Raw genomic sequence first — 13,283 nt, 5'->3', positions numbered from 1 at the left:
CGCATGCTCATCGCTGTCGTGGCCACCGGTGCCATGGTGATCGCGGCGATCGGCTTTGCGGGCTCTTACGCGGCGGTCCGGGAGCTGGCCGAGCGGAAGGGCTTCGGCGAGTTCGCCCCGTTCTTCCCGATCGGTGTGGACGCGGGCATCGTCGTACTGCTCGCCCTCGACCTGCTGCTGACCTGGATACGTATCCCCTTCCCGCTGCTGAGGCAGACCGCCTGGCTGCTGACGGCCGCCACCATCGCCTTCAACGGCGCCGCCGCCTGGCCCGACCCGCTCGGGGTGGGCATGCACGCGGTGATCCCGGTGCTGTTCGTCGTCACCGTCGAGGCCGCCCGCCACGCCGCGGGACGGGTGGCGGACATCACCGCCGACAAACACATGGAAGGCGTACGCCTCTCCCGCTGGCTGCTGGCCTTCCCCTCCACCTTCCGGCTGTGGCGACGGATGAAGCTGTGGGAACTGCGCAACTACGACGAGGTCATCCGCATGGAACAGGACCGCCTCGTCTACGAAACCAGACTCCGCGCCCAGTACGGCCGCTCCTGGCGCCGCAAAGCACCCGTCGAGGCACTCATGCCCCTCAAACTCGCCCGCTACGGAGTACCGCTCGCTGAGACAGCGCCCTCCGGCCTGGCAGCCGCGGGACTGCCCGCGGACTCCCTCGCGACGCTCGGCAGTGCGCCCTCGTACGACCTCTCGCACTTCGCTGGTCTGAGCGGTCCGGGTGACCGGCCTGGTCTGGGTGCGGGCGGCTACGTCGAGGAGGAGACGTTCGTGGCCCGCTACGAACGCCGGTCCGTTGCCTCACACGGCAACAGCGAGCCGGGGTCGGACCCGGCAGGCCGCATCCAGATGTCACCTGCGCCGGTTGCTGACGAGCAGGAGCAGCCTGCCCCGGAGGAGAGGCCGGCAGAGCCCGATGCATTCGCCCCGCCTCTCGAGGGCAACTCCCGCACGGTGCCCCCGCCGTACACGCAGGACGACGAGAGCGTCCCGCCACTCGATGACGGCGAGGACGACCCGGAGATCGACGGGCAGGGCGATGAGGAGGCGGTGAGCCCGCCACCGCCGGTGTCACTGGGGGAGGGGGAGCTGACACTCGTCGACCGCTACTACCTGGCGTGGGCCGACCTCACAGCCAGGCTCGGGTCCGAGCCTGGCCTTCAGGACCTGTCCGATCACCTCTGGGTAAACGGCATGACAGGCCGAGGAGGCGGTCCGATCAGCCCGAGCACCCTGCGCCGCTACCGGCTGGGCTGGCGCATCTACCGAGTGTGGGCGGAGCATCTGGAGGCGACGGGCAGCGAGCCGTCCCTCAGCGAGCTCGAGGCGCTGTGCGCCAAGCACGGCGTCAAGGCAAAGGGCGACCGCGGTGACCGCCTGGACGAGAGAGCACTCGCGGGATACCTCACCGAGTTCCGCCGCCGCTACGCCGTCACCACCATGACGCTGCCCCACTGATGCACTGACGCGCACTGCCGATGCAGCTGCGCAGCGTTGAGAGTGCGCAATCGCCGACGGGTGCGCACTGCCGCAGCACGACTGCGCAGTCAGGTTCGGCCGGGCAGCGGGTGCGCACTCACAGCGCAGCGCGCCGGCGTCCCCACACCATGAAGTCAGTTGGTCTGCGCTTGTGGCAGGGGTGGCAGGAGTCGAACCTGCGGCATCCGGTTTTGGAGGCCGGCGCTCTGACCTCTGAGCTACACCCCTTCGTGGCGACCAGCTTGGCACCTCCAGCAGGCTGCCTTCCACAGACTTTCTGGCGAGCCGGGGTTGCCGGCCGCAGTCTCTGCTCATGGAGCGGAACCCGTTGAGGCCCCGACCTGAGCGACCAGAGAGGTATCAAACACGTACCTACAACGTTTCTACTTGCTAAGGTGGGCGTTCAGTTCAAGGGAGGCCGTGGATGGATGTGACGCTCTCGCAGGCTCGTGAGCAGTGGAGCGAGGTGGTCGAGCGCCTCCAGCACGGTGAACAGGTTGTGCTGGTCAACACCAAGAGCAGGCAGGCCGCCGCGATGGACCGCCTGGAGGGGCCGGAGCAGTCCGGGCCGGTGTGGTCGAGTACGAAAGCGCGGCAGGAGCTGGGCGCTCTGGTGTCCGCAGCCCAGACGGAGCCGCAGGTTCTGACCGTTGGCGGCCGGCCCGCCGCCACGGTCTCCCGCCACACCCCGCCCCGGAACCATCCGCCGCAGCCCGAGACCACTACGGGCGTCACTGGGCTCGGTGATGTCCTGGACGGCCTGCTGGAGACCGAGCCGCAGACGACCGGCCTGTCCAGCGGCGTCCCGGCGCTGGACAGGGTCTCGGGGGGTCTGGCGCGGGGAAGCCTCACGCTGGTGGTGGCCCCGCCGAATGCAGGTGGGAGCCTGCTCCCGCTCCAGGCAGCACGTGCGGCCGCCTTCGATCCCGAGCAGCCGGCTCCCGTGCTCTACGCCCTTTCCGGGGTGCCGTTGCAGGTGGCTGCCCGTCGTCTGATCGCAGCCGAAGCCCCTGTGCCCTACGCCCAGTTCGCCGCGGGCACCCTCACCCCGGAGCAGCGCCAGGCCGTGGTCGGCGCCGACGGTCGCCTGCGGGCCGCACCGTTGTCGTTCACCCGGCCGGAGCCGACGGCGCAGGCGATCGCGGAGGAGGCCTCCCGTATCGAGGACCTGGGGCTGGTGGTGGTCGACCGGCTCCAGCACACCCGCGCGGACAGCACCCCGCTCTCCGGCCGGGCGCTGCCTGCCGCCGTGAAGACCCTCTCGCGTCTCGCTGCCGAGCGGCAGGCCGCTGTCGTGGTGCTGCTCGATACCGATGACGTCCATCTGGTGGAGCAGCTGGGTGCGGACCGCGTCTTTCACCTCACCCGTCCCGGCGGCGGCGATACCGCCCGTCTCACGGTCACTGCCCGGGACTTGGGCACCCTGGCGGCTGTGGAGGTGGCGTTGGACATGACGCATCTGCGCCTGCTCGACCAGCCCACCCCCGCACTGGTCCCAAGTACTGCCTCCGTGCCAACACTGGTGGCACCTGCCCCGAGCCCGGCCGGGGAGGCGGTTGTTCCGTCCCCGGCACGCCGCCCGGCCCGGCCTGGTCCGCGGCCGACGGCCGCTGCTCCGCGGGCTGCGGGCAAGGGATCGGCGACGGTGGCGAAGTCCAGTGGGACGGTGGCCGAGTTGACCGAGCGGATCGAGAGCCGGGTCCGGGCCGTGCTCGCCGAGACCGGGGGAGAGGTCGCGGAGGCGGTTGCCCAGTTGCAGAAGACCGCGATCCCGGACGTGATGGATCTGCTGGAGCAGAGCCGGGCCGGAGGGCGGTACGACTTCCGCAACTACCCGGACCTGCCCGGCATCCTGCACAAGCGTGGGCGCCAGGACGCCGACGCGATCTGGGAGGCCCGCCCGCGCTGGACGGCCCCGCCCGAGATCCTCGACCAGCTCGGCGACGACATCGTGACGGCGCTGGACATCAACGGCGCCTACCTCAGCGCGCTCAAGGCCCACCTGCCGATCGGACAGCTCGAACACCACCTCGGCCCCGACGAAGGCGGGCCGGCGCATGACACCAAGCGCTCCGGCGTCCACCTGATCACCCCGCCCGACTGGGACCACCCGCGCCTGCCCAACCCCATCGGCGACCGTGAAGAGCCCGGCCGGATCTGGGTCACCGAGTCGACCCTGCGGCTCCTGCTGCGCCTCTCCGGCCCCAAGTACGGGCTGTGTGAGCGCCCGCTGATCCACGAGTCGTGGACCTCGGGTTCGACCGAGCAGCTGCTGGAGAATCTGCGGCGTGCTCTGGCCCAGGCCCGCACCAACGCCCTCGCGTCGGACTCCGGGGAGGGGGAGGCGACATACGAGTACGTCAAGGCGATGTACTCCAAGCTGGTCTCCACGATGGGGGAGTCCAACTACAACCGGGACCTGTACCGGACAGACTGGATGCACATCATCCGCAGCCAGGCGTTCGCCAACCTGTGGAACAAGGCATGGCAGGCTCACCAGGCCGGGCTCAGGGTCGTGCGGATGATGGGCACCGACGAACTCCACCTGGCCGGAGACTGGCGCACGGCCCGGGCGGCGGGCAAGGACACCCCGCTGTTCCCCGAAGGGCGTGAGGTCACCGAGGTCAAGCCCAAGCAGACCTACCGTCTTGAGAAGGTGGCCGAAGACAGCTACCGCGAGCGGGAGATGAACTGACGTGCCGGAGCGGACACTCAACTTCGGCCTCTACGGGGCCCAGGGGCAGAAGAGCGCCCAGCTGGCCGCCGAGGTGCTCGACCGTCTCGCCCTGGAAGGGGGCATCCGCTCCCCGGTCACCAGCCGGCGCGGGCTGAACGCGCGGCTGAACTACCTCACCAACTCGCCGGCCGGGTATCAGGCGATAAGGGATGCGGGAATCTCCGTCACGCGGGGCACGCTGCGCCGGTGGCTGCAGCACAAGCAGACCCCCACCCGCGACAACCTCACCCGCATCGACGCCGCCTACCGCGCCTACCGCCGCCAGAACGTGGCCCGCCACCTGCTCCAGCGCCTGAATGCCCGGGGCGGGACCCGGGTGGAGATCCAGCCGCTGGACCAGAGCGCGGTTGCTGATCCTCGTAAGCGGGTCATCGAAACCGACGTGGCCGGGTTTCGCCGTCTGCGGATCCGCAGCTGGGACCGGATCGTGGAGGCCTGGGTCGCTCAGGACGATGAGGCGCTGGCGGATGCGTGGGATGACTGGCTGACCGACCTGGGCTCGCAGTGGGGCCAGTACGAGTACGCCACCTCGGTCGGCTTCTCCGCCTGACCAACGACAGCCAGACACAACGGCACAGGGACTCAAGGGACTCAGGGGAGACTGAAGGAATGGAGGGCAGCCGCGTGCGCGAGCCGATGACGCTTGGGGCGCGGCAGCGGGAAGCCGTCGACGCGGCGGTCTTCGCGCTGGAGACCCCGCCCGGCGGCATCCCGGCAGAGGGTCTGCGTACCCAGGTGATCGCCGCACCGGGCTCGGGTAAGACCCTCATCGCCTACGAAGTCGCCCGCCGCCTGGAGCCCCGCGGGCGCGTGCTGGTGCTGGTGCCCACCTTGAATCTGCTGACCCAGACGGTGGAGAGATGGCGCCAGTACGGCATGCGCGGCAACGCCGTCGCCGTCTGCTCCCTCGACCGCGACCCCGAAGTCCGCTCCCACCTCGCCGACGAGCTCGGGGTGCGATGCACGACCAACCCGATCCGTCTGGCCATGTGGGCCGGCAGCGGCCCCGTGACCGTCTTCGCCACCTACGCCTCCCTCGTCGGCAACCCCGGCCGCCACAGCGCCGACGAAGACGAGGAGAAGGCAGCGGAGGCCGCCGAGGAGCGTGCGGTCGCCGGTGTCCTGCAGCGGGCCCTGGCCGGGGCGTTCGGGCAGAAACTGGAGGGGTTCGGCCTGGCGATCGTGGACGAGGCCCACCGCACCGCGGGACTCGCGACCAAGCCGTGGGCGATCGTCCACGACAACACCCGTATCCCCGCCGACCGGCGCCTGTACATGACCGCCACCCCGCGCATCTGGGACAAGACCAGCCGGCGCCAGGCGGTCGCCGGCCCGGAAGAGGCAGCGGAAGGGGACGAGGGGGAGGTGCTGGTCGCCTCCATGGACGATGAGGCCCTCTACGGCAAGCCCGCCTTCACCTACCCCCTCGGCCAGGCCATCGAAGAGGGCGTCCTCGCCGGCTTCGAGATCGATGTCCTCGAGATCCGCGACCCGGCACCCCCCGGGACCGGCGCGAGCCTGGAGGAGCGGCGAGGCATGCGGCTGGGCGCGATCCGCGCCGCCACCCTCGCCCACATGGAAACCGCAGGCGTCATCAGCCTGCTGAGCTTCCACTCCCGCACCCAGGAAGCCCTCTCCTTCGCCCGTGGCCTGCCGGATGCGGCTGATGAGCTGCGTGCGGCCGGGCGGTTCCCGGGCGAGGTGTGGGGGGAGTGGCTGTGCGGCCTCCACCCGGCCGCCCACCAGCGCGCGACTCTGGCCCAGTTCGCCGACGGTGTCGATGCCGAGGGCCGCAAGACGGAGTTCCGCATCCTGTGCACCTGCCGCCTGCTGGGGGAGGGCACCGACATCACCGGACGGTGCGGACTGGACGGTGTCCTGTTCGCCGACGTACGCAGCAGCCCCGTCGACATCGTCCAGGCCGTCGGCCGCGCCCTGCGGCAAAAGCCCCACGAGGGCAAGGTCGCCCGCCTGGTCGTGCCCGTCCTCCTGAGCGCCGAGGAGGAGGGCCGGGACATGGCGGCCACAGTCGCCTTCGAACCGCTGGTGACCGTCCTGCGAGCGTTGCGCGCCTTCGACCCGCGCATCGTCGAGCGCCTGGCGCTGCGCCCGGCCGGCCGCCGCGGCGGCGCTGAAGACACCCTCGCCACCGACCCCGTCGGAGACCCCCGCAAGAAGGTGGACGAAGCGGCCGAGGCGCCCCAGGGTGAGGCGCCCCCTGGCGACCACGGCAAGGAGGAGGAGCCGGGGGAGGTGGAGGTGTCCGAGCCGGCGCTGCTGCGCTTCTCCCGCCGCGGCCGGGATGCGGAGGAGATCGCCCGGCTGGTCCGCACCCGCATTCTGCGGCCCGAATCGACCGCCTGGCTCACCGGACTCGAAGCCGTCCGCACCTACGCCGCCGAACACGGGCACGCCAACATCCCCTACACCGCCACCGTCACCCTCGGCGACACTCACATCGACTACCCGGTCGGCCAGTGGGCCGCCGAACAGCGCCGCGCCTGGCGCTACGACGACCTGGCGGACTGGCGGATCGAGTTGCTGACCGAGACCGGCTTCGTCTTCGACCCCCGCGACCAGTCCTTCACCGAGTTCCTGGACCTGTGCGCGCTCTACTACGCCGAGCACCACACCCTCGCCGCACCCCGCGACGCCGCCATCGCCGGTGTCCGGATCGGGGAGCGGCTGCACCAGGCGCGCAAGCCCGGCGGCCTGGGCAAGAAAACCGAGCGCGCCGCCTCCCGCCGCAGGCGCCTGCAGGCCATCGACCCGGACTGGAACCCCGACTGGCCCCTCACCTGGCAGCGCCACTACGCCAAAGCACGCTGGCTCCTGTCCCAAGGCGCCACCCTCGCCGAGCTCCAGCCCGGCGTCAGCCTCGGCGGCGACGACATCGGCGCCTGGCTGGCCGAGCAGCCCGCGGCCTGGCACAGCCTCAAGAAGGGCCAGCAGGAGCGCCTGACCGAACTGGGGATCCAGCCCGCCGCCAAGGCAGAGCTCACCACACCTGCTGTGCCGGCCGGGGCGTCGAAGTGGGAGATCAACCTCGCCGCCGCCCGCCAGTTCAAAGCCCGCGAGGGACACCTGCGCGTGCCTCGCCCCCACACCGAGACCGTCACCGACACCGAAGGCCGTCAGCATCACATCCGGCTGGGCGTCTTCCGCAGCAACACCCGCAGCCACTACAAACAGCACAAGCTCACCCCCGACCAGGCCCGCGAAGCCCATGAGGTCGGACTGCTTGCCTGACCCTGGCTGACCGAATTCGGGCCGCGTCATACGGCGGCGCTGACGGCTCCGCTTTCGCCTCGTCCAGCAAGGGCACGCCCCGGGTACCGCGAGGAGTCCCGGTGGCCAGCACATCCCGCTATGCCGGAGAGGCGGGAAAGCGGACTTGATCGGCCGGGTGTCGTGACCGGCTGCCAGCGCCCAAGCGTGGTCTCCACCCCGTCGATCCCCTGGGCCGTCGCGTCGGAGGCCAGCGGCAGGCCGGCCATAAAGCGAGCGTCTCGATGTAGTGGGCATGGTCCCTCGGTGACCTGGCCGGGCGGATCGTCGCAGACCTGGGTGCCGGCCCCGCCCGGCACGCCGCCCACCTGACCGCCCATCACCAGCCCTCCCAGGTCGATGCCATCGACGCCTCACCCGCCCAGCACACCATGGCCACCGACCTGTACAGCCACCTCGCACCCTGCGCCTTGTGCATGCCGACGTGGTGCCCCACCTGCACTCCGCCGCCGGCACGTACGACGTGCTGACAGCGTTTTCGGGGCCGTGGACTTCACCGACCCACACCAGCTGCTGACGACGGCTGCCGCCGCGCTGCGGCCCGGCGGACGTCTGGTCTTCTCCACCCTCGCCCACTACCTGACCGGCACGCCCGCGCAGGCCGACGAGACCGGGCTCGCTGACGCCCCGGGACCGGCACCGGTCCCCTGGGGCCATCGATGGCAGGTGGCCCCAGGGCTCCCCGAGAACCAAGCAGCACCGCGCCTACGCTGCGGCCATGAGACGGCATCTGTGTGTGCTCCTGGCCGGGCCGGAGGCCGAGCAGATCGAACGGTGGAGACACATCTGGGACCCCGCCATGGCCAGCACCGTCCCGGCGCACGTGACCGTCACCTATCCGGAGGAGACGGCCGATGAAGCCCTTCTCCTGCAACGTGCTGAACTCTGCCGCCACCAGACACCCCCCTTCCGGCTGAGCCTGGGCGAGGTCTTCGCAGAGGACGAGGGCCGCGGTGGAGTGTTCGTCGCGGTGGACGACGTGAACCAGGGGTGGGCAGGCCTGCGCCGGAGGCTGCTGTCCCCTCCCATGACGCCCATCGACTTCCCCGCACATGCCACGATCGCCCATCCACGCACCTGCAAGCGCGGAACACAGTGCTATGCCGAACTGGCCGGACACCACGCCGGAGGCACGGTCTGGGCACGCGAACTTCTGTTCACCCAGACCACCAGCAACTCGTTCACCATCCTTCGACGCTTCCGCCTGAGCGCAGCCGGGAACGGCTGACCAGCCCAATGCGGCCGGTGCGACGAGGTGCTGTTCAGCATCGAAGAAAACCCACCTCGGTTCGCCCATCGCGTCGTGTGGCCCGGGGTTCGGCACGGGCAAGGGAGAGCACGAGGGAGCGACTGAAGACAGGTATGTGGGAAGCGGGCAAGAGCACACGGCGTCATAACTTCTGCTCAGAGTCGCTTCAGTCGCTCCTTAGTCTCAAAAGTGCTGACTGAGCAAAGTTTTTCGCCCAGCGACTTGGAGCAGCAACCGAGAGTCCGGCTACGGCACAGAGCGCCCCTCCAGAGAAGAGGGAGCGACTCAAGACTGTGCAACCAGCGACCGAGCTCTCGTCAGTCGCTGGGCAGATTCTCTGACTTACTGCCCTCTGAACTGCGGTTTTTCTGATCGGCAGCGACTGAAGCGACTGAAGGTCGGTATCTATGACACGCACGCGCACGCGCGAATGTCGTCATAATCCAAACTCAGAGTCGCTTCAGTCGCTCCTCAGCCCGGAAACCCCCGCCCACCAGGGCTTTTCTTCAGCGACCGAAGCAGCGACCGAACCCACCCAACCCCCAAGGACGTGGATCGCTGCGGCAGGCCCTCTGAAAGTCAGAGAAGAGGGCACGCCGGCCTAGCAGTCAGGAAGCCCGGGCCGGGGACTCCGCGACCGCGCCGCCGATTCCAGGGCTATGTTCTCCCTCCCCGGCAGCAGGCGGCTGCGTCCGGGGTCGCCACGCCCGATCCTGCCCTGCCCGCCTACCGCCCTGACCATTTTCGCTAAGGTGTCTTCACCTTGTTCTGAACTTCAGTCGCTTCAGTCGCTGTCGGGGGTCGATGGGCTCTCTGACCTGCGTTTCTCTGGCAGCGACTGAAGCCGCAAGGCGATCGGGAACCACTGTCGAGTCACGAGGAACGGCCATCTCCACCACCGGTAGGCAAGACATGCTCGCTGTCGCCCACGAGTGCGCGGCAGCTGGCTGGCCTGTCCACCCTCTGACTCCCGGCAGGAAGATCCCCGCCCGCAACTGCCCTGCCTGCCAGGACAGATCCCACCCGCCTGCCCAGTGCCCCTGTATCCAGGACGGTGGCTGGTGCCACGGCTTCCACGCCGCCACCACCGACCCCGAGCGCATCCGCGCCTGGTGGGGCGCCATCCCTGGGGCCGGGGTCGGTGTCTCCTGCGGACCCGCCCACCTCGTCGTCATCGACATCGATGCCCACCCCCAGCCTCTTCCGGCCCGGGACCGGCTGTGGCCAGGTATCCCCCTCCACGACCATGTCGACCTGACCGGCCTGGAAAACGGCTTCCACACCCTGGCCGTCCTCGCCGCCCTGCGCAGCGCCCCCGACCCGGCCCAGGACGAGACCACACTGCGCGTACGCACCCCCTCGGGCGGGCTCCACGTCTGGTACCGCGCCGACCCCGCACGCACCTTCCACTGCTCCAGCGGCTCCAGCACCGGCCGCGCCCTGTGCTGGCAGGTCGACGTACGCGCACACGGCGGCTACATCGTCGCCCCCGGCACCCGCACCACCGACGGCACCTACACCCCGCTCGCCCCCACCAGGCCCCCTGCTCCTCTGCCCGGCTGGCTCGCCCAGGAGCTGGTCCGCACCGGCCACACCACCCCGGCCGACGAGCCCGCCCACCTCCCGCGGCCCGCGGCTCGCCGCTCTGTGCCCTCCCGCGCCCGGGAAGCCGTCGCCCAAGCCGGGGGAGGACGCGCCACCGCTGCGAAGGCGATGGAGACCGTCCTGGCCGAGGTTGCCGGATGCGCCGCGGCGGCGGAGAACATGGGCTTCTCCGAGAAACTCAACCGCGCCGCCTACACCGCCGGAGGACTCGTCGCGGCTGGCCAACTAGACCAGCACGCCGCCGAAGAAGCACTGCTGGCCGCAGCCGACTACGCACGCCCCCGCCAGCACGCCCGCGCCCTGCAGATCATCCGCGCCGGACTCGCAGCCGGCGCCCAGCGCCCCATGTATCCGGGAGCCCGATCGTGACCGCAGCATTCGACCCGGCCGCCGTGGCACGCCAGATCCTTCAGCAGCCTCCCGCTCCGCTCCCGGCCCAGGCCCCGGCACCGACGGCACCGCGCGAGCGGCCGCCGTTCCAGACCACCGAGCACGGTCTGCTCCTGGACTCGATGACCGACCGCGGCCTGGCCAAAGCCTTCGCCCACCTGTACGCCCGCGACTTCCGCCACGTCAACGGCCTGGGCTGGTACCGCTGGTCCGGAGCCCGCTGGGAACCCGACGAACACGACACCGTCGTATGGGCAGTCGGCGACATGGCCGAGACCCTGGCCACCCACGACCCCACCGGCACCTACACCGACGCCGAGATGCGCCGCGAGCGCCGACGAGCCATGTCCACCTCCGGCATCAAAGCCGTCCTCCAGCAGGCCCGCGCCGCCCGCGGCATGCTCCTGGACGCCTCCCTCCTGGACGCCGACCCCTACAAGCTGTGCACCCCCGGCGGCATCGTCAACCTGGCCACCGGCACCCTCCAACCGCCCGACCCCGAACGCGACTTCCACTCCCGCAGCGCCCTCACAGCCCCCGAGCAGATGCCCACCCCACGCTGGGACCGGTTCCTGGCCGACACCTTCGGCCAGGACGCCGAAGGACGTCAGATGATCCGCTACCTCCACCTGCTCCTCGGTTACTCCATCACCGGCGACGTCGGCGCCCAGGTCCTCGCCTTCCTCTACGGGCAAGGCAAGAACGGCAAGTCCGTCCTCCTGGACGTCATCATGAAACTCCTGGGCGACTACGCCGACGCAGCCCCACCCGGCTTCCTGATGGCCAAACCCTTCGAGAGCCACCCCACCGACCTGGCCGAGCTCCACGGACGACGCGTCATCGTCTGCAGCGAGCTGAAGGCCGGCGACCGCTTCGACGAATCCCGCGTCAAGCTGCTCACCGGCGGAGACCAACTCAAAGCCCGCCGCATGCGGCAGGACTTCTTCTCCTTCACCCCCACCCACAAGCTCTTCCTGCTGGGCAACCACCGCCCCGAAGTCGGCACGGGCGGCTACGCGTTCTGGCGGCGCATGCGTCTGATCCCCTTCGAGCGGATCATCCCCGACGAACGCAAGATCGATAACCTCGCCGACATCCTCGTCCGCGAAGAAGGCCCCGGCATCCTGGCCTGGCTCATCGACGGCGCCCGCCGCTACCTCGCCGGCGAGAAAGACCTCACCGGCCCCGAGCGAGTCCGGGTGGCCACCACCGCCTACGCCGAGACCGAAGACCACATGGGCCGCTTCCTCACCGAGACCTGCAAGATCGCGCCCGGTCTGCGCGCCGAGCAAAAACACCTCTACCTGGCCTACTGCCGCTGGTGCGAGAGCGAAGGCGCCACCCCCGTCTCCAGCCGCGCGTTCGCCGCACGGGTCCGGGACACACTGGGTATGCGTTCCCCGAAGGAGATGGCCACCTCGAACCAGAAGAAGTACTACCCCGGCATCGGCCTGATCGCCGACCTCACCGACGAGGAGACCCCGTGAGCGCGCTGATCGACCCCGAAGACCTCGCGCACGAGGAAGAACTCGTCTGGCTCGAGGACACCGCCGCCCTCGACTACGTCCGCCAGTCGCTGGACCGCGTCTCCTCACGCCGCCGCCAGCCCCCCTACCACCGCGACGGCCGCCTCATCGGCTACGCCACCCTCACCAACAAGGCCAAACCTTCCCGCGCCTCTGGCACCTACCTGCGCCGCGTCTTCTGGCTCGCACCCCACGACCGCGACCAGGACCCCGACGGCCTCTACGCCACCGGCGCCCCCTCGGAAGCCGTCGACCCCCGCACCCTGGCCCCCACCGTCAAGGGCTACAAAACCGAACGCTCCGAAGGCGGCCCCGCCTCCGACGCCATGCGCGAGATGGGCATAGAGCTCCCCAAAGTCTGAGCACAATCAGTAGTCATCCCGAGTTGAGTCGCTTCAGTCGCTGACGCCCCCCGGGTGTGCTCATCACCGTCACCTTCACGAGCCACGATCCTCCGGACGCCTTCATGGACGTCAGCTCAACTCGTGTGGTTAAGCGCGGGAGGGTTTTGGTTTTTTAGGGGTGTGGGGATGTTGGTTGGTGTGGCTGGCCGGGTGTTGTTGGTCGGTTGCTGGTTTGGGATGAGCGGGAGGGGTTGTGCGTGGTTCATGTGTGGCTGGTTGTCTCTGTGTTGGGTGTCTGTGTTTGCCTGCCGCTTTCACCTGTCTACCGCCCGCCTGCAGCTGGTGGTTCAGCTGGTCAGGGCCTGCTTGACGGCCGCCTCCATGTTCCCGGCTGCGCACCGGTGTGTGTGCCGCTCCGGCCTCGTGTGAGAGGTGATGGGCGTCGTTGTTTTGTCGTGGGGATGCGTCGTGGGTTGTCCATGGTTGAGCAGCTCTGGCAGGCCGACAGCAGTGCCCTACGATCCCCTGCTGTGGCGTAGCTCTGTGTTTGCTTATTGATCTTGGTTGTGGCCTGCTGTTGCTCAGTTGTACTGAGCGGTGTGTCTGTCCCGTTGGGGAGGTTCACGCGAGGACGGGGGTCGATGATGGGTGGAATG

Annotated in this window: 8 protein-coding genes, 1 tRNA gene and 1 pseudogene; 9 read left to right on the top strand and 1 reads right to left on the bottom strand. The window is 69.6% G+C overall.

Annotated features, from left to right (window positions below):
- Positions 1 to 3: 3 nt before the first annotated feature.
- Positions 4 to 1,467 carry a DUF2637 domain-containing protein gene (locus tag ACTWQF_RS36010; RefSeq protein ID WP_443283987.1) on the top strand — a complete coding sequence of 488 codons (1,464 nt, stop codon included), beginning with the start codon at positions 4 to 6 and terminating at the stop codon, positions 1,465 to 1,467.
- Between the two features lie 173 nt (positions 1,468 to 1,640).
- On the opposite strand, the gene ACTWQF_RS36005 is transcribed toward ACTWQF_RS36010, so the two are convergent.
- A tRNA-Trp gene (locus ACTWQF_RS36005) sits at positions 1,641 to 1,716 on the bottom strand.
- A 196-nt stretch (positions 1,717 to 1,912) separates the two neighbouring features.
- On the opposite strand from ACTWQF_RS36005, the gene ACTWQF_RS36000 reads away from it, so the two are divergent.
- The 8 genes and pseudogenes from ACTWQF_RS36000 (at position 1,913) to ACTWQF_RS35965 (ending at position 12,645) form a co-directional block, all read left to right on the top strand.
- Positions 1,913 to 4,183, top strand: a complete 2,271-nt coding sequence (locus ACTWQF_RS36000) for a DnaB-like helicase C-terminal domain-containing protein (RefSeq protein ID WP_443283986.1) — start codon at positions 1,913 to 1,915, stop codon at positions 4,181 to 4,183.
- Between the two features lies 1 nt (position 4,184).
- Positions 4,185 to 4,775, top strand: a complete 591-nt coding sequence (locus tag ACTWQF_RS35995) for a transcriptional regulator (RefSeq protein ID WP_443283985.1) — start codon at positions 4,185 to 4,187, stop codon at positions 4,773 to 4,775.
- Between the two features lie 59 nt (positions 4,776 to 4,834).
- Positions 4,835 to 7,474 carry a Helicase associated domain protein gene (locus tag ACTWQF_RS35990; protein ID WP_443283984.1) on the top strand — a complete coding sequence of 880 codons (2,640 nt, stop codon included), beginning with the start codon at positions 4,835 to 4,837 and terminating at the stop codon, positions 7,472 to 7,474.
- A 269-nt stretch (positions 7,475 to 7,743) separates the two neighbouring features.
- Positions 7,744 to 8,155, top strand: a pseudogene (locus ACTWQF_RS35985) (class I SAM-dependent methyltransferase); the annotation flags it as partial.
- Between the two features lie 76 nt (positions 8,156 to 8,231).
- The gene (locus ACTWQF_RS35980) at positions 8,232 to 8,741 is read left to right on the top strand and encodes a 2'-5' RNA ligase family protein (protein ID WP_443283983.1); all 510 of its coding nucleotides are present in this window, start codon (positions 8,232 to 8,234) and stop codon (positions 8,739 to 8,741) included.
- A 933-nt stretch (positions 8,742 to 9,674) separates the two neighbouring features.
- Positions 9,675 to 10,736 carry a bifunctional DNA primase/polymerase gene (locus tag ACTWQF_RS35975; RefSeq protein ID WP_443283982.1) on the top strand — a complete coding sequence of 354 codons (1,062 nt, stop codon included), beginning with the start codon at positions 9,675 to 9,677 and terminating at the stop codon, positions 10,734 to 10,736.
- Positions 10,730 to 12,244: a DNA primase family protein gene (locus ACTWQF_RS35970; RefSeq protein ID WP_443284001.1), complete on the top strand. Its 1,515-nt coding sequence runs from the start codon at positions 10,730 to 10,732 to the stop codon at positions 12,242 to 12,244. Before ACTWQF_RS35975 ends, ACTWQF_RS35970 begins: the two co-directional genes overlap by 7 nt.
- A complete protein-coding gene (locus tag ACTWQF_RS35965; RefSeq protein ID WP_443283981.1) occupies positions 12,241 to 12,645 on the top strand; it encodes a DUF6009 family protein in 405 nt (134 codons plus the stop codon). Before ACTWQF_RS35970 ends, ACTWQF_RS35965 begins: the two co-directional genes overlap by 4 nt.
- Positions 12,646 to 13,283: the final 638 nt, after the last annotated feature.

Origin of the sequence: Streptomyces sp. 8N114 (genome assembly GCF_052245835.1) — a bacterium.
In the GTDB taxonomy this organism is placed as follows: domain Bacteria; phylum Actinomycetota; class Actinomycetes; order Streptomycetales; family Streptomycetaceae; genus Streptomyces.
This window is presented reverse-complemented; position numbering and strand designations above follow the sequence as displayed.